At 71.1% G+C, this 16,706-nt stretch carries 16 protein-coding genes; 6 read left to right on the forward strand and 10 right to left on the reverse strand.

Annotated features, from left to right (window positions below; translation table 11 throughout):
- Positions 1 to 111: 111 nt before the first annotated feature.
- On the forward strand, positions 112 to 726 hold the full coding sequence (locus ACFWGJ_RS29355; RefSeq protein WP_381832752.1) for a TetR/AcrR family transcriptional regulator: 615 nt from the start codon (positions 112 to 114) through the stop codon (positions 724 to 726).
- On the opposite strand, the gene ACFWGJ_RS29360 is transcribed toward ACFWGJ_RS29355, so the two are convergent.
- Positions 705 to 1,595, reverse strand: a complete 891-nt coding sequence (locus ACFWGJ_RS29360) for a glycerophosphodiester phosphodiesterase (RefSeq protein ID WP_381832749.1) — start codon at positions 1,593 to 1,595, stop codon at positions 705 to 707. The genes ACFWGJ_RS29355 and ACFWGJ_RS29360 overlap by 22 nt on opposite strands.
- 169 nt (positions 1,596 to 1,764) lie before the next feature.
- On the opposite strand from ACFWGJ_RS29360, the gene ACFWGJ_RS29365 reads away from it, so the two are divergent.
- Positions 1,765 to 2,496 carry a bifunctional DNA primase/polymerase gene (locus tag ACFWGJ_RS29365; RefSeq protein ID WP_387330561.1) on the forward strand — a complete coding sequence of 244 codons (732 nt, stop codon included), beginning with the start codon at positions 1,765 to 1,767 and terminating at the stop codon, positions 2,494 to 2,496.
- Between the two features lie 76 nt (positions 2,497 to 2,572).
- On the opposite strand, the gene ACFWGJ_RS29370 is transcribed toward ACFWGJ_RS29365, so the two are convergent.
- The 7 genes from ACFWGJ_RS29370 to ACFWGJ_RS29400 all read right to left on the reverse strand — a co-directional run bounded on the left by ACFWGJ_RS29370 (position 2,573) and on the right by ACFWGJ_RS29400 (position 10,336).
- A complete protein-coding gene (locus tag ACFWGJ_RS29370; protein ID WP_387330564.1) occupies positions 2,573 to 3,595 on the reverse strand; it encodes a hypothetical protein in 1,023 nt (340 codons plus the stop codon).
- Between the two features lie 126 nt (positions 3,596 to 3,721).
- Positions 3,722 to 4,570 carry an iron uptake transporter permease EfeU gene (efeU, locus tag ACFWGJ_RS29375; protein WP_387330566.1) on the reverse strand — a complete coding sequence of 283 codons (849 nt, stop codon included), beginning with the start codon at positions 4,568 to 4,570 and terminating at the stop codon, positions 3,722 to 3,724.
- Between the two features lie 3 nt (positions 4,571 to 4,573).
- Positions 4,574 to 5,920, reverse strand: coding sequence for an iron uptake transporter deferrochelatase/peroxidase subunit (gene efeB / locus ACFWGJ_RS29380; RefSeq protein WP_387330569.1), 1,347 nt, complete (start codon positions 5,918 to 5,920; stop codon positions 4,574 to 4,576).
- Between the two features lie 9 nt (positions 5,921 to 5,929).
- Positions 5,930 to 7,090, reverse strand: a complete 1,161-nt coding sequence (gene efeO / locus ACFWGJ_RS29385) for an iron uptake system protein EfeO (protein WP_387330571.1) — start codon at positions 7,088 to 7,090, stop codon at positions 5,930 to 5,932.
- Positions 7,091 to 7,299: 209 nt separating this feature from the next.
- A complete protein-coding gene (locus tag ACFWGJ_RS29390; protein WP_387330574.1) occupies positions 7,300 to 8,136 on the reverse strand; it encodes a heme ABC transporter ATP-binding protein in 837 nt (278 codons plus the stop codon).
- Entirely contained in the window at positions 8,133 to 9,350 is a 1,218-nt protein-coding gene (locus tag ACFWGJ_RS29395; protein ID WP_387330576.1) for an iron chelate uptake ABC transporter family permease subunit, read from the reverse strand. Before ACFWGJ_RS29395 ends, ACFWGJ_RS29390 begins: the two co-directional genes overlap by 4 nt.
- A gap of 2 nt (positions 9,351 to 9,352) precedes the next feature.
- Entirely contained in the window at positions 9,353 to 10,336 is a 984-nt protein-coding gene (locus ACFWGJ_RS29400; RefSeq protein ID WP_387330578.1) for a hemin ABC transporter substrate-binding protein, read from the reverse strand.
- Between the two features lie 264 nt (positions 10,337 to 10,600).
- Here ACFWGJ_RS29400 and ACFWGJ_RS29405 point away from each other — a divergent pair, with 264 nt between their 5' ends.
- The 3 genes from ACFWGJ_RS29405 (at position 10,601) to ACFWGJ_RS29415 (ending at position 14,365) form a co-directional block, all read left to right on the forward strand.
- Positions 10,601 to 12,127 (forward strand): HtaA domain-containing protein, encoded by a 1,527-nt coding sequence (locus ACFWGJ_RS29405; protein WP_387330581.1) that lies wholly within the window; start codon positions 10,601 to 10,603, stop codon positions 12,125 to 12,127.
- 75 nt (positions 12,128 to 12,202) lie between these two features.
- A complete protein-coding gene (locus ACFWGJ_RS29410; protein ID WP_387330584.1) occupies positions 12,203 to 13,690 on the forward strand; it encodes an HtaA domain-containing protein in 1,488 nt (495 codons plus the stop codon).
- Between the two features lie 30 nt (positions 13,691 to 13,720).
- Positions 13,721 to 14,365, forward strand: coding sequence for a PhzF family phenazine biosynthesis protein (locus ACFWGJ_RS29415; protein ID WP_387330587.1), 645 nt, complete (start codon positions 13,721 to 13,723; stop codon positions 14,363 to 14,365).
- Positions 14,366 to 14,630: 265 nt separating this feature from the next.
- On the opposite strand, the gene ACFWGJ_RS29420 is transcribed toward ACFWGJ_RS29415, so the two are convergent.
- Positions 14,631 to 15,290, reverse strand: a complete 660-nt coding sequence (locus ACFWGJ_RS29420; protein WP_387330590.1) for a heme oxygenase (biliverdin-producing) — start codon at positions 15,288 to 15,290, stop codon at positions 14,631 to 14,633.
- A 196-nt stretch (positions 15,291 to 15,486) separates the two neighbouring features.
- Entirely contained in the window at positions 15,487 to 16,344 is an 858-nt protein-coding gene (gene map, locus ACFWGJ_RS29425; protein WP_210883205.1) for a type I methionyl aminopeptidase, read from the reverse strand.
- A gap of 58 nt (positions 16,345 to 16,402) precedes the next feature.
- Between map and ACFWGJ_RS29430 the strand changes: the two genes are divergently transcribed.
- A complete protein-coding gene (locus ACFWGJ_RS29430) occupies positions 16,403 to 16,633 on the forward strand; it encodes a hypothetical protein (RefSeq protein WP_387330594.1) in 231 nt (76 codons plus the stop codon).
- The last annotated feature ends 73 nt before the right edge of the window (positions 16,634 to 16,706 follow it).

Consider the following 16,706-nt stretch of genomic DNA (forward strand, 5'->3'; position numbering starts at 1 on the left):
CTGCATGGGGGCTGCGCCCCCGAGTCAGTGACGGGAAGGGTAGGGGCGGCGGGGGCGAAGGAAAGTCTTTGGCGAGACGGGGCGTCTTGTGGTGCTGGTAGGTTCGGGGGCATGGCTCCCGATTCCAGTCGGCGCAGTGAGAAGTCCCGCCGCGCGATCTACGCCGCCGCCCTCACCCTCGTAGCAGAGGTCGGCTACCCCAAAACCACCATCGAGGCCATCGCAGCCCGCGCGGGCGTAGGCAAGCAGACCATCTACCGCTGGTGGTCGTCGAAGGCCGAGGTCCTCATGGAGGCCTTCGTCGACCTGGGCGTCCAGGCGGCGGAAGCGGCCGGCGGCGGGGACTGGGCGGAGACGGACGGCATCCCCGACACCGGGGACCTGGAGGCCGACCTCAAGACCGTCCTGCGCGCCACCGTCGACGAGCTCAACGACCCCCGCTACGAGGCCCCGGCCCGCGCACTCGCCGCGGAGGGCGTCGGCAACCCGGCCTTCGCGAAGGAGTTCGTCGCCACCCTGCTCATGCCGTCGCTGGAGCTGTACGTACGACGCCTGCGGGCGGCCCAGGACGCGGGCCAGGTGCGCGCGGACGTGGACCCGTACATCGCGCGCGACCTGTTCGTCTCGCCCCTCGCCCAGCGCTGGCTCCAGGGCACCGGACCGCTCGACCACGCCGTCGCGGACAAGCTCGTCGAGTACGCCCTCTACGGCATCGCCCCTCGCTGACCCCGGTCCCACCCCTGACCCTGGCGTCGGCCCCAGGCCCGGGTCCGTACGCGGGCCAGCCGTCCCGGCGCGTCCGTGATGATCCCGTCGCAGCCGAGCGCGAGGGCGCGGTCACGCTGCGCCGGGGTCACCACCGTGTGCGCCCACACCCGCGGGATGCCGGACCGGACGGCCCGTACGAGATCGCGGTCGCGGGCCTTGTGGTCGACGTCCAGGACGTCCACGAACGGCCGCCACCGCGCGGGCCGGTCGGTACGCATCTGGTGCGCCGAACGCCACAGCTGCGAGAGCAGGCCCAGGCGGTGGGTGCGCAGGGCCACGGCGGGATGGTTGGAGTTGACCAGCACCGAACGGGTCAGACCGCGTTCCCTGAGCATGGCCGCGATGGCCCGCAGACTCCGCGGGTCCTTGGCCTCCAGCATCAGCACCACCCGCCCGCCGAACCGGTCCAGCACCTCGGCGAGCGTCGGCGGCCGTTCCGAGCGCCAGCTCCCGGGGAGGGTGTCCTTGGGGCGCAGCCGTACCCCCTGCCAGTCCCGCCGGTCGAGCGCGTGCACGGGGCCGCCCATGTAGGTCGTGCGGTTCAGGGTGGCGTCGTGCATGACCACCATCGTCCCGTCGCGCAGTATCCGGGTGTCCAGGTCGAGCACCTGGGCCGTCCCGCGCTCGTACGCCGTCATGAGGCCCGTCATGCTGTTCTCCGGCACCTCGCGGGCGCCCCCGCGGTGTGCCGTGTAGACGACGCGGGGCAGCGCCGACACCGTCAGGGGGCCGGGGCCCCATTCCAGAGGGGTGATCGCCCCGCTCTGTCCCACGAGAGCCAGTGACGTGAGACCGGCGATACCCGTCAGCGCAGTCCGTGTGACCATGCCGACACCGTAGGCGGGCATATCGTGTCAAAGTACGCAATGACACTCGATCACTGCCCCGGGCGGGCATCACCCCACCTACCCCGGATGTGGGCTCCGGCCCCCCGGAGCGCAGGATGGTGGGAGCATGAGGCATGCTGTCCGCACAACAGCCAGGCGAGGGCACTATATGAGCGCAGAGACGGGCCGCCGCTCCGGCGGGCAGGGCAGGATCTCCCAGTGGTTGCGCGGTCGGCGCCCACGGACCGACGCCGCGGACGACTCCGCGAGCCGTGAGGAACTGCTGCTGGCCGCCGCCGGAGCCGGGCTGCCGCTCGCGCCCGCCGCCCATCCCTCCGCGTACCGGTGTTCGTGCGACCGCGTCGGGTGTCCGACCCCCGCGCGCCACCCCGTTTCGTTCGCCTGGCAGACGCAGTCCACGACCGACCGGTCGCAGATCGAGAGGTGGGCCCGGCATCAGCCGCTCGCCAACTTCATCACCGCGACCGGCATGGTGCACGACGTGCTGGACGTGCCGGTGGAGGCCGGGCAGGAGGCGCTGGAGCGGCTGCTCGGCTCCGGGATCGAGGTCGGGCCGGTCGCGCTGTCCGGGGACGACCGGATGCTCTTCTTCACGGCGACGCGCGGGACGCCCGAGGACGAGGACGAGTGGTGGCCGTGCGAGCTGGACTGTCATCCCGAGACGATGGATGAGCATCCGGGGCTGCGGTGGCACTGCCGGGGGTCGTACGTGCTGGTGCCTCCGGCCCGGTTGCCGGGGGAGCTGGTGGTGCAGTGGGTGCGCGGGCCCGAGTATCCGTTGCCGGATCCGTTGTCCTTGCTGGAAGTCCTGACGGATGAATGTGCTCGGTATGCGGGGGTTGAGCGGGAGCATGTTGCGGCGTGGCCCCTCCGGGGATGACGCCGAGTTCTGTCTGCGGGTGAGTGGGGGCCGGCCGCGCAGTTCCCCGCGCCCCTGACGGGGCGCGGCCCCGCTCCTAATCTCCCTTTGCCGCCGTCAGGCCCTGGATTCTGCTCAGGAAAGTGATCCGTTGGTCCGAGGCCGACTTCGGGGGGTCCAGGACCGCCTGGTTGGAGATGGATTCCAGGGTCAGGGACTGTTTGGGTTCGCCCGTCATCAGGGCTTTGACGTCGGCGTTGGTGACGTTGATCGGGACGCCCGGGGCCGCCGTCTGCTTCTGGTAGTGGCGGGTGGTGAAGAAGACGAGGGCGCCGCCGTCCGCCGTGCGCAGGCCGACCGGGGCGTAGTCGCCGGACGTCAGCGGCTCGTCGATGTACTGCTGGGCGAGCCCCGGCCGTGCGGCGCTCTTCGCCCGGTCGGAGCGCCACTTCGTGGTGTGGGCGCCGTCCGCGAAGGTGCTGCCGCCGTCCTTCAGGTAAGTGGCGTACTGCTGGGGGAGTTTCCCGGGGGCGACCGCCAGATCCGCCGCGTTCGCCGTGACCGGCTCCGCCCAGCCGTCGTCGTTCTTCTTGAACGTCGGTATCTCGTCCGCGGAGGAGATCGTCAGATACGCGACCTGCCACACCTCGTTCGCGTCGCCGCGGGTGAACACCATCAGCCAACGGTCCTCGGCGCGGCCCTTGTTGGCCTTCGAGTCGGTGACGAACCAGCGCGGCCAGCCGGCCTTCTCCGGGATCGTGAACTCGGTGTCGGTCAGCTTCAGCGGCACGTAGTCGGCGTTGCCGCCGGGCTGGTTCTTGGCGCCGGCCTTCAGCTTCGCCCCGTCGATGTCCCCGAGGGCGCCGGTGACCCGGTCCGCGTCCAGGGACGGGTCGTTGGCGCCGTTCGCCTTGTTGTAGGCGGTGGTGAAGTCCCGCAGGGCACGTGCGGCCTCGCTCTTCGTGGCCCCGGGGAGGATCTCCCGTTCCCCGTGCACCACCACACAGCCGCTGGCCGTCACCGACAGCACGGTCACGGAGGCCGCCGTCAGTGCGCCGCGGCCGAGTCCGCGAGGCCTGCGAGGCCCAGGAGACCTACGAGGGCTGCGATCCCTGCTCATCGAGTCCCTTCACCTTCCCCGTCCCGATTCCCGGTTGCCGATCCCGGTTTCCCGGAGGCGAACCCTACCGGGGCCGGGAGACGTCCGGGCGGCGGGATGACGTACCGCGCCCTCCGTGCGCCGGTCTCACGCCTCTTCGCGCACCGGTGTGGGCGACTTGGCACCGCTTTTGGCGGACCGCGAGGGCGCCAGGAAGAACGCCAGCGTCGGCACCAGGTAGAGGACCCACACGACGACCTGGACGACGGTCGGGTCGGGCTGGAAGTTGAGGACGCCCTTCAGGAGGGTGCCGTACCAGCTGTCCGGGGGGACGGTCTCGCTGATGTCGAAGGCCTTGTCCGTCAGGCCCGGCAGGAAGTCGGCCTCCTGGAGGTCGTGCACGCCGTACGCGAGGACGCCCGCGGCCACGACGACGAGCATGCCGCCGGTCCACGTGAAGAACTTGGCGAGGTTGATGCGGACCGTGCCCCGGTAGAAGAGATAGCCGAGCACCACTGCGGTCAGGATGCCGAGGAGCACGCCGATCAGCGGGCCCTGGGTGCCGTCGTTCGACGCGCGCACCGACGCCCACACGAACAGGGCCGTCTCCAGGCCTTCGCGGCCGACGGCCAGGAACGCGGTGGCGACCAGTGCGGCCGTGCCCATCTGCAGGGCCGCGTCGATCCTGCCGTGCAGTTCGCTCCTGAGGTGGCGGGCGGTGCGGCGCATCCAGAAGACCATCCACGTCACCAGGCCGACCGCGATGATCGACAGTGAGCCGCCGAGCGCCTCCTGCGCCTCGAACGTCAGCTCCTGGGAGCCGAATTCGAGCGCGAAACCGAAGCCGAGGGCGAGGACGACGGCGACCGCGATGCCGGTCCAGACGGGCTTGAGGGCGTCCCGGCGGTCCGTCTTGACCAGATAGGCGATGAGGATGCAGACGACGAGGCTGGCCTCAAGTCCTTCGCGCAGGCCGATCAGATAGTTGCCGAACACGGCCTACGCCTCCTTGGGGCTGTTCGTACCGCCGGGGTTTTCGGCGAAAAGGGCCCGGCCCCACCAGTCGTCCTTGTCGCGGACGCCGGGCGGGATCGCGAACACCGCCGAACCCACGTGCTGGATGTACTCGTTGAGCGCGTCGGCCGCCAGGCTGCGCTGCACGGGGATGAAGCCCTTGCGCACATCGCGCTGGTAGGCGAGGAAGAACAGGCCCGCGTCCAGGCGGCCCAGCCCGTCGGTGCCGTCGGTGAAGGAGTAGCCGCGGCGCAGGAGCGTGGCCCCGGCGTTGGTGTCGGGGTGCGCGAGCCGCACGTGCGCGTCGGGCAGCATGGCTTTGAGGAAGGGCTCGTCGCGTTCCTTCGCCTTGCCGACGGGGGCGCCTTCGCCCTTGTCGCGGCCGAAGATGTCCTCCTGCTCCTGGAGTGAGGTGCGGTCCCAGGTCTCGATGTTCATCCGGATCCGCCGGGCCACGAGGTAGGAGCCCCCGGCCATCCAGGCAGAGTCGCCGTCGCCGTCGCTCTCCTTCGCCTCCTCGACCCACACGAACTTCTTCAGGCGGTCGGTCTCGGTCCCGGCGATGTTGCGGGTGCCGTCCTTGAACCCCATGAGGTTACGGGGGGTCTGGGCGTCCGGGGTCGTCGAGGAGGTCTTGCCGAAGCCCAGCTGCGACCAGCGGATGACGACCTTGCCGAAGCCGATCCTGGCCAGGTTGCGGATCGCGTGCACGGCGATCTGCGGGTCGTCCGCGCACGCCTGGATGCACAGGTCGCCGCCGCTGCGGTTTTTGTCCAGGTTGTCGCCGGCGAACTTCGGCAGGTCGACGAGGGCTTCGGGCCGCCGGCCGGAGAGGCCGAACTTCTCGAAGAGGGAAGGGCCGAAGCCGATGGTGAGGGTCAGCCGTGACGGGGAGAGGCCGAGCGCCTCCCCGGTGTCGTCCGGCGGCGCCTCGGCGAGACCGCCGTACGCGCCCTCGCCGACCGCCCGCCCGGCGGTCATCCGCCGGGCCGCCTCGGTCCAGTCCTTCAGCAGCTGCACGAACGCGGCCCGGTCGGTCGTCTTCACGTCGAAGGCCGCGAAGTGCAGCCGGTCCTGCACCGGGGTGGCGATGCCCGCCTGGTGGATGCCGTGGAAGGCGATCTCGCCGCCCGCCCCGGCTGCGGCCGGGGCGGTGTCGTCGCCGGAGCGGGCCACCGCCACCGCGCCGCCGGCCGCGGCGGCACCCAGGGCGAGCCCGGCACCGCCCCAGCCGATCAGCGCACGCCGCGACGGAGCCGCCGCAGTGGTGGCGGGCGCGGAGGACGCGGGCTGCTCGGAGGACGCCGGTTTCCCGGCGGGGGTGTCGGTCATGGCCGGTCCCTACTTCGTCGCGACGACGGCGGCGGCGAGCTTGGACAGGGGCTCCGCGAGCGCGTTCACCGCGTCCGAGAGTTCCTTGCGGTCGGCCTTGCCGACCTTGTCGTACGAGGTGAAGTCGTACGAGGTCTTGTCCTCGCGGTACTTGTCCAGCAGCGCGTCGAGCGCCGCGAACTGCTTGTCCAGCTCGGTGACCAGCGCCGCGTCGTTCTCCTTCGCCACCGGCTTCAGCAGTGCGTACGACTTCTCCGCGCCCTCGACGTTCGCCTTGAAGTCGACCAGGTCGGTGTGCGAGTAGCGCTCCTCCTCGCCGGTGACCTTGCCGGTGGCGACCTCGTCGAGGAGTTCCTTGGCGCCGTTGGCCATCGAGGTCGGGGTGATCTCCGCCTTGCCGACGCGGTTCTGCCAGTCGGTGAGGTCCTTGATCAGCTGGTCGGCCAGCTCGGAGTCCCGGTCGGTGAGCTTCTTGTCCTTCCACAGCGAGCGCTCCAGGCGGTGCCAGCCCGTCCAGTCCTTCTCCGGGTCCTGGCCCTCCTCCAGACCGTCCTCGCGCACGTCTACCTTCGGGTCGATGTCCCCGAACGACTCGGCGACCGGCTCGGTGCGCTCCCAGCCGATGCGCGAGGTGGCGTACGCCTTCTTCGCGGCCTCTATGTCACCGGCCTTGACGGCGTCCGCGAACACCTTGGCCTCGGGCAGGGTCTCGTCGGCCTGCTCCTGCGCGTACTGCCGGTAGGAGGCGACCGCCGCGTCCAGGCGCGGGTCGCGCTTGGCGGCCTTGCCGCCGCCGGTGACCGTGACGTCCTGCCGGATGCCCTCGCCCTTCATGCCGGGCTTGCAGGCGATGCGGTAGTCGCCCGCCTTGACCTCGGCGGTGACCTTCTGGCGGGTGCCGGGGCCGATGTTCTCGCGCTCGGTGACGATCCGGTCGTCGGGGAACAGGAGGTAGACCTCGGTGACCTTGGAGCCCTTGTTGGTCACGTCGAGCTGGACGTGGCCGGCCGGGAACTCCTTCTTCGACACCTCGCACGTGCTGTCCGTGGCCGTCACCTCGACGACGTGGTCGTCGCTCGACGCGTTGCTCTTCTCGGTGCAGCCCGTGACAGCGGCCAGCGCCGCCGCGGTCGCGGCAGCGGTGACGACGGAGAGTCGGACGGCTCGCATACAGGCTCCAAGAGGGTCACAGACGGGGGGAAGCGGATCACAGGGAAAGCACAGTGACCCCACAGCGGCTCAGTGAGGCTGCCCTAACTTATCTGAGGCTTACCTGACTGAAAGCCGCCCGTCCAGTGATTCAGCTCTCATGGACGGCGTACGAGCACGGTGCGGTCACGGGGGCACTATCCGTCCCCCACGAAACGGTCAAAGACGGGTCAAGAACCCCTGACAGGAGCCACCATGACCCCGCCCGTGCGCGGGTGGGGAAACACTTCCACCGGCTGTTTGTAGACGTCCGAAAGCAGTCGGTCGGTGAAGACCTCCGAGGGCGCCCCGTCGGCCACCGCGCGCCCGGCGCACAGGATCACCACCCGGTGCGCGTACGCGGCGGCGAGACCCAGATCGTGCAACACCACTACCACTGCGTCCCCTTCGTGCGCCCTTTCGCGGCAGATCCGCAGCACCAGCTCCTGGTGCCTGAGGTCGAGTGCGGCCGTCGGCTCGTCGAGCAGCAGCAGCCGGGCCCGCTGGGCGAGCACCCGGGCGAGCGCGACCCTGGCCCGCTCGCCGCCGCTGAGCGCCGAGAAGGGCCGGCCCGCGAACGCGGTGACCTCGGTCGCCCGCATGGCCGACGCGACCGCCGCGTCGTCCTCGGCCTCCTCGGGCCGGCCCGCCCAGGGCGCCCGACCCATCCGTACGACCTCCTCGACCGGGAAGGGGAAGGAGAGCGAGGCGGACTGGGGGAGTACCGCCCGGCGCAGGGCCAGTTCGTGCGCCGACCACTCGGACACCGGGCGCCCGTGGACCCGTACGACCCCCTCGGCCGCCGGGAGGTCGGCGGCGAGCGCGCCCAACAGGGTCGATTTACCGGCCCCGTTGGGTCCGACGAGCGCCAGCACCTCACCGGCGCGGGCCTCGACGTCCACGCCGGACAGCACCTCGCGGGCGCCGAGCCGCACCTGCAGGGCCTCGGCCGCGGCGAGCACGTCACCGGCGGTCACGGGCCCGGGCGGCACGATCCCCGTACGGAGCCATCCCCTGCGCTTCCTCATGCCCAGCCTCCCTGCCTGCGACGGGTCCTGCGCAGCAGCCAGAAGAAGAACGGGCTGCCGAAGAGAGCGGTCAGCACACCGAGCGGCAGCTCGGCGGGCTCGGCGACGGTCCGCGCCGCGAGATCGCCCGCGAGCAGCACGACCGCACCGCCCAGCGCGCTGCCGGGAACCAGGAAGCGGTGTCCGGGACCCGCGGCCATCCGCAGCAGATGCGGGACGACGAGCCCCACGAAACCGATGACCCCGGAGACGCTGACGGCCGCGGCCGTCAGCAGCGCGACGACCAGGACCAGCACGATACGAAGCCGTTCGACGTCCACGCCCAGATGCCGGGCCGGGCGCTCGCCGAGCGCCAGCAGGTCCAGCTTGCGCGCGTACAAGGGTGCGACGGCGAGACCGGCCACCGCGCACGGCAGGACCGCCAGCACCTTCGGCCAGGTCGCCTGGGAGAGCGAGCCGAGCTGCCAGAAGGTGATCTGGTTCACCGCGGCGGTGTCGGCCAGGAAGATGAACAGGCCGATCAGCGCGCCCGCGAAGGCGTTCACCGCGATTCCGGTGAGGATCAGCGTCACGACCTCGGTACGGCCGCCCGAGCGGGATGTCGCGTACACGAGCAGCGCGGTGCCGAGACCCGCGACGAAGGCGAAGACCGGGATCGTCCAGGTGCCCAGGAAGCCGAGGCCCAGCGAGATCGCGGCGACCGCGCCGACCGCCGCACCCGACGAGACGCCGATGACGCTCGGTTCGGCGAGCGGATTGCCGAACACGCCCTGCATCAGCGCGCCCGCGCAGCCCAGTGAGGCGCCGACGAGCAGCGCGAGCACGATCCGCGGGAAGCGCACGTTCCACAGCACGGACTCGGGGACACGCTCCAGTTCGCCGCCGCCGAGACCCGCGCGGTGCGCGAGGGAGGACAGGACGTCCCCGGGTGGGATCTCGTACGCGCCGAGCCCGGCGGAGGCGAGCGTGAGGAGAAGGAGGAGGGCGGCGAGCCCGGCCGTGAGCAGCCAGGGCACGCTGCGGCGAGGACGCGTGACACCGCCGCGCGCGAAGGCGGCGGGGGTGTCGGGAGCGGGGACTTCGAGAGCCGGGGCCTCGGCGGCTGGGCGTTCGGGGGCCGGAGCTTCGGAGGGGGGAGCCTCGGAGGGGGAGGTAACGGCAGGGGGCGCCCCGGCGGGGTTCTCCGGGGCCCGGGATGCGGCCTTGCCGGTCACGCTCACTTCTCGTCCCCGTACAACTGGCCGACGATGGACTTCAGTACGGCGTCCGTGCGGGGCCCGTAGTTCAGGAGTACGCCGTCCTCGACGGAGACGACCCGGCGGTCCATCCCGGCGGGGGTCTGCGCGACACCGGGGATCTTGACCAGGCCGTCGATGCCGCCGACGGACTCAAGTCCCCTGGACATGACGAGGATCGCGTCGGGGGCCGCCTGGGCGAGGGCCTCCGTGGTGATCGCGGTGAAGTCCTTCTTCAGGCCCGACTCCGCGCCCGCGTCCACCGCGCCCGCCGCTTCGAGCAGCGAGGTCGCTCCCGAACCCTTGCCCCCGATCAGATAGACGGACGCGGAACCGCGGAGGTAGAGGAAGGCGACCCGCGGTGCGTCGGTCTTCTTCGGAACGTCCGCGCGCACCGCGGCGATCCGGTCCTCCGAGCGCTCCGTGAGCTCCTTGCCCGCGGCCGGTACGCCGAGGGCGCGGGCCACCGCCTCGATGCGCGGGCCCACGTCGTCGAGGCCCCGCGCCGGGTCGACGACGAGGACGGGGACGCCCGCGTCGCGGATCTGGCCCATCGCCTCCGCGGGCCCGGTGGTGGCCTCCGCGAGCACCAGATCGGGCTTGAGGGACAGCACGCTCTCCGCGGAGACGTCGTGGTTGCGGGTGACCACCGGCAGCTTCTCCGCCTGCGCGAAGGTGGCGGTGATGTCACGGGCGACGACCCGCTCGCCGAGGCCGAGGGTGAAGACGATCTCGCTGAGGCTGCCGGAGAGCGGGACGACGCGTTCGGCGTCCTCGACCGTGACGTCGTGCCCGTCGGCCGACCGCACGGTGACCGGAAGCCGAGGCTCCGGGGTGTCGGCGAGCGGCTCGACGCGATCGGCGGCGGCGTGGGCCTTCTGGCCCGGCTCGGGTATCCCCTCGGGGGAGGCACACCCCGCCACCACAAGCACCGCAAGCAGCGCACCCGCCACTCGTACACGCATGCGTCCCACGGTCGTGTGGTTCCTTTCGGTTCGCCGGTAGTTCGGTCTGCTCACCGGACGGGGCCCGCCCCGTCGCTGTCAGGGGCGCGGGGAACTGCGCGACAAGCCACGACGCACCGTCAGCCGAAAACCGGCCCGCGGTCCCCCTGTGTCTCATCCCGTGCTTCCCGTCCCGGCAGGGCATAGCTTAGGTTAGCCTTACCTTTCTCGCCAGGAGCGCGCACCCCATCGCATCCGGCCAGATCCACCCGCCCCGGAGGACACATGCCAGCCCGCCCGCACCTACGCACCCACGTGACCCTGCTCTGCGCGGCAGCGCTCGCAGCAGTGCTCGCCGCGCTGCTCCCGGCCGGCCAGGCCCACGCGGCGAGCCGGACCGTGCAGGGCGGCCGACTGGACTGGGGCATCAAGTCCTCCTTCCAGAGCTACGTCACCGGCCCGATAGCGAACGGCAGTTTCTCCCTCACCGGGGGCGCGGCCACGGTCGGCGGCAGCCAGTTCCGCTTCCACTCGGCGGCCGGTACGTACGACGGTTCCTCGGGTGCCTTCAACGCCGGTTTCTCCGGCGGTGTCCACTTCCTCGGGCACAAGGAGGACAACGGCACCTACCAGCTCGATCTGACGATCAGCCGGCCCACCGTCCGCATCGCTGGCAACGGCGGCACGCTCTACGTCGACATCATCAGCAAGGCGAAGGGCACCGGGGCGGTCACGACGTCCTCGCAGGTGCCCTTCGCCTCCCTCTCCCTCGGCGGCATCGACATGAAGGGCGGCGGCAACGCCGTCCAGCTGAACAACCTGCCCGCCACGCTGACCGCCCAGGGCGCCAAGTCCTTCGCCGGCTACTACACGGCGGGCACCGCCCTCGACCCGGTCAGCCTCTCCGCGGACGTGAAGGCGCCAGCCGCCGAACCCACCCGCACGCAGTCGCCCTCACCGGCCGAGTCCACGTCCAAGCCGAAGGCCAGGAAGGAGACTTCGGGCCGGATCGAGGACGGAGCCGTGGACTGGGGCGTGCGCAGGACCTTCCGCGAGTACGTCACCGGCGCCATCGCGCAGGGCGAGTGGAAGCTCAGCGACGGCGCCCAGGACGGCGGCGCGCTCTTCCGCTTCCCCGAGGGCTCGGGCACGTACGACGAGAAGAAGCAGACCCTCGACGCGGCCTTCACCGGAGCCGTCCGCTTCACCGGTGAGCAGGGCCTCGACCTGAAACTCGGCGGGATCAGGGCCGAGGTCACGGACGACGGCAAGGGCACGCTGTACGCCGACGTCACGAGCGGCGGCGGCACGGGCAAGGCGGGCGGGACGGAGAAGGCGGGCGGGACGGAGAAGGCGGGCGGGACGGAGAAGAAGGTGCCGCTGGTCACCTTCACCGCCAAGGACCTCAAGGCCGAGGACGGCCTCGCCCAGGTCACCGAGGCCCCCGCGAAGCTCACCGCCGAGGGCGCCGAAGCCTTCGGCGGGATGTACAGGGCGGGCACGGAGATGGACCCGGTGTCCCTCGCCGTCGCCCTGACCGACCGGGCCGAACTGCCCGCCCTGCCCGACCTGGGCAGCGCGGAGTCCGCCACGCCCGAGGCCGCGGCGGCCGAGCCGAAGAAGGCCGAACCCGAGACCGAGGCCACCGCGAGCGAATCGGACGTCCCCGTCCTGCCCATCGGCCTCGCGGTCGCCTCCCTGGCCGCGATCACCGCGGCCTTCCTGATCATCCGCAGGCGCCGTACGCCCCAGCCGGCTTCCGCCGCGGCTCCGGACGCCGACGCCCCGAACAACGCGTCGAACGAGAACTGAACTTTCCGTCCCGGTCCGCCGGTTGAGCGGACCCCATGCACTGAAGCTGCATCCGAACCGAGGAGATCCACGACCATGGCCGCCAACCGCCGCCGCTCGACAGCCCTTGCCGCAGCCTGCGCGACCGCCGTCACGCTCGGCGCCACCGCCCTCGCCGCCACGTCCGCCTCCGCCGCCGAAGTACCGCTCAAGGGCTACGAGTTGACCTGGGGCATCAAGGAGTCGTACCGCAACTACGTGACGGGCATGGCGGCCGGCACCTTCACGCCCGAGGCCGGCGCCACGCAGGCCAAGGACAACGGCGTGTTCACCTTCGTCAACGGCACCGGGAGCTACGACTCCGAGGCCCACACCGTCGCGCTCGGCTTCGAGGGCGCCCTGAACATCGTCTCCAAGGCCCACGGCTTCGAACTCAAGCTGTCCGACGTGAAGTTCGACAGCAAGGACGCGAGAGTCACCGCCGATGTGACGAAGGCCGGTACGACCGAGCAGGACGTGCCGCTCGCCGAGGTCACCGTCAACCGCACGATGACGGACATGGCGACCAAGCTCACCAAAGAGGCGGGCGACGTCTTCGGCAGCTCCTCCTACACGGGTGCGGCAGGCGACCCCCTGACCGTGGTCGAGAAGAAGGCCGAGTCGCCGTCCCCGACGGCCACCGACACCACCACCCCGCCGGCCACCCCGACCGGCACCCCCACGAGCACCCCGACCACCACCGCCACCCCCAGGCCGACGGGATCGACGACCCCGAAGCCCTCGCCCACCGAGGCCGCCACCAAGGGGGACATCAGCTACGGCACGCTCGGCTGGGGCGTGAAGCAGTCCTTCCGTACGTACGTCGTCGACGGGGTCGCCAAGGGCAGGATCACGGTGTCGGGCGGGGCGGAGCAGGCCGCCGGGAACGGGGTCTTCACCTTCCCCGACGCCACGGGCACCTACGACACGGACGCCGACACCCTCAAGGCGTCCTTCAAGGGCTCGGTCAACTTCAAGGGCCATGAGGACAACGGCAGTTACGGACTCGACCTCACCCTCAGCGATCTGAAGGCGGAGATCGACGGCGGCTCCGGCAAGCTGACCGCCGACGTCGACAGCCTCGGTGAGAAGTCCGAGGACGTGACCCTCGCCGAACTCAAGCCCAAGTCGGCCGACCTGACCGCCGAGGACGACGTCATCACCCTCGACGGCGTCACCACCACCCTCACCAAGGCGGGCGCGGAGGCCTTCGGCGGCTTCTACCAGGCCGGCGCCGCACTCGACCCGGTCGACCTCGCGGTGGCCCTGACCGCGGACGCCGAACTCCCGGACACCGAACCGACGTCGACGTCCGGGACGGGGGGCACCGGTGACACCACGGGCGGCACGACCGGTGGAACCACCGGAGGCGGCGCGGGCACCACCGGGTCCACCACGGGCGGTGTGAGCGGCAACCTCGCCTCCACCGGCTCCGACGTCCCCGTCGGTGCGCTCGGCGCTGCCGCCGCGGTCACCGTGGCGGCGGGCGCGGGCGTGGTGTTCGCGGTACGCCGTCGCCGTCTGACGGACTCCGCCGAGGCCTGACCGGCGTCGTCATGATGTTTGAATGCCGGAGTGACTGATTACGACGTGGTGCGGGTCTTCTGCGGGCCCCGCGGCGAGTACGGCAATGAGCTCGGGGTGGTACGGGAGGGTTCCGTCCTCCCCGAGCGGGACGAACGGCAGGCGTTCGCGGCGAAACTCGGCTTCAGCGAGACGGTGTTCGTCGATGACCCCGAGCGCGGGGTCATCGACATCTACACGCCCAGTGGGCGGCTGCCGTTCGCGGGATACCCCTGCGTGGGCGTGGCCTGGCTGCTGGACGTACCCGAACTCGTCACGCCCGCGGGTGTGGTGGGTACGAGGCTCGACGGTGAGTTCACCTGGATCGAGGCCCGCCCGGAGTGGGCCCGGCCGCGCACGCTGCGGCAGTACGCGACCGCCGCCGAGGTGGAGGCGCTGGCCGTGCCGCCGGCGGGGGAGTGGCTGTACGCCTGGGCGTGGGAGGACGAGGCCGCGGGTCGTGTCCGGGCCCGCGGCTTCCCTGGCCGGGGGGACGGCATCGACGAGGACGAGGCGACGGGGGCGGCGGCGCTCCAGCTGACGGCCCAACTGGGCCGAGCCCTGAACATCGTCCAGGGCACTGGCTCCCAACTCCTCACGGCTCCCCAGCCGGAGGGGTGGTTGGAACTGGGCGGCAGAGTCTTCCTGGAACGCTGACACGTTTTGGTCGGGGCGGGTGGGGGCGCGTTTTCGGGTGCGGGCCCGGTGGGGGCTGGCCGCGCAGTTCCCCGCGCCCCTGAAAGACAAAAGACTGCGCCGTTCCCCGCGCCCCTGAGAGGGCGAAGGCCGGAGCGCAACCGCGCCCCGTAGGGGCAGAGGCGGAGGCAAAGGCTGGGGCGCAGCCCCGCCTCTGAGGGGCGCGGGGAACTGCGCGGCCAGCCCCCACGCACCCGCACCCGAGAACACGACCCCCAGTGGAACGTCACGCGCTGATGCGGAACTCTTCTCCCAGCCCCCGGAAAACCGCCGTGTTCAGCGCGAACGCCCGCCGGCACTCGGCAACAACCCGCTGCTTCTCCAGGTCATCCACGGGAAGCGCGTCAAGCAGTTCCCGATACCCTCGCTTGAACGCCGCCGGATTCCCGATGTCCTCGAAGACATAGAACCGCACCCCGTCCCCCTTGCGGGCAAACCCCCACGTCTTCTCCGCCTTGTCCCGAATGATCTGCCCACCGGAGAGATCCCCGAGATAGCGCGTGTAGTGATGCGCCACGTACCCCCCGGCCCACGTACGCGCACACTCGGCCACCCGCTCCGCGTACTCCAGCGTCGCCGGCAGCGCGGTGACACCCTCGCGCCACCCCGGCCCCCGAAGATGGGCGAGGTCACGCTCCAGCGAGGCGAGCCGCATCAGCTCGGGCTGGACGAACGGCCCCGCCACCGGGTCCCCGGAAAGATCCCGCGCACCCGACTCCAGCGCCTCGTACACGAACCACAGCTGTTCCGTGTAGCGCGCGTACGCGTCCACGCCGAGTCTGCCGCCGAGCAGGTCGCTCATGAAGGTCGAGGTCTCCGCCTCCACGTGCTGCTCGTGGGACGCGGTGCGGATGAGCGTCGAGAACGGTGTACTCGACGATGTCATGGGGACCTCCGGGGCTGAACGGGGGAGACGGGAGCCGGACCAATCTTCTATGGTTAGGCTTACCTAAGTCAATGGGTTCCCGACGCCCTGTCGGTAAAAACGTACCCCGAATCTCCGCCACTTCCACGCGGAAGACCACATGAAAGAGCCGCCCGCTCTGAACGAGCGGGCGGCACCTGATGAGGCGGGGCGGCGGCTACGGCAGCGTGAGGACCTCGGCCCCGCTGTCCGTGACGACCAGGGTGTGCTCGAACTGCGCGGTCCGCAGCCGGTCCTTGGTGACGACCGTCCACCCGTCGTCCCACATGTCGTAGTCGTACGAGCCCAGCGTCAGCATCGGCTCGATCGTGAACGTCATCCCGGGCTGCATCACGGTCGTCGCGTGCGGACTGTCGTAGTGCGGGACGATCAGGCCGGAGTGGAACGACGAGTTGATGCCGTGCCCGGTGAAGTCCCGGACGACCCCGTACCCGAAGCGCTTCGCGTACGACTCGATGACCCGGCCGATGATGTTGATCTGGCGGCCGGGCCTGACCGCCTTGATGGCCCGCTCCAGCGACTCACGGGTCCGCTCGACCAGCAGCCGCGACTCCTCGGCCACGTCGCCCACGAGATACGTGGCGTTGTTGTCGCCGTGCACGCCCCCGATGTACGCCGTCACGTCGAGGTTGATGATGTCGCCGTCCCGCAGGACCGTGGAGTCCGGGATGCCGTGGCAGATGACCTCGTTCACCGACGTGCACAGGGACTTCGGGAAGCCGCGGTAGCCGAGCGTGGACGGGTAGGCGCCGTGGTCGCACATGTAGGCGTGCGCGACCCGGTCCAGCTCGTCCGTGGTGACGCCGGGCGCGATGAGCTTCGCGGCCTCGGCCATGGCTTGCGCGGCGATCCGGCCGGCGACGCGCATCGCCTCGATCGTCTCGGGGGTCTGCACCTCCGGCCCGGTGTACGGGGTCGGGGCGGGCTTGCCGACGTACTCCGGGCGGCGGATGTTTCCGGGCACGGAACGGGTGGGGGACAGCTCCCCTGGGACGAGCAGCGACTGGCCAGACATGCCAGCGAGTCTAACCAGCGGAGATGGGGGAACATGTCGGTGGCGAGAGGAGCTGGTCATGGCCCTGTTCAAGAAGCGGACGGTCGGCAAACCGGGCGAGTGGTACTACTGCCTGGAACACAAGAAGGTGGAGGAGGGCCCGGAGTGCCCGGCGAAGGACCGCTTCGGTCCGTACGCGTCCCGCGAGGAGGCCCAGCGGGCGATGGACACGGCCCGTGAGCGCAACCTCGACTGGGAGACGGACCCCCGCTGGCACGACGCCGCTCCACGGGGCGCGGACGACGACTAGCGGCCCGCCGATGATCCGCCGTCTGCTGCCCGGTGGGGGCTTGTCGCGCAGTTCCCCGCGCCCCTGAAGGGGC

It is taken from the genome of Streptomyces sp. NPDC060205 (genome assembly GCF_042728395.1).
Taxonomy (GTDB): Bacteria; Actinomycetota; Actinomycetes; order Streptomycetales; family Streptomycetaceae; genus Streptomyces.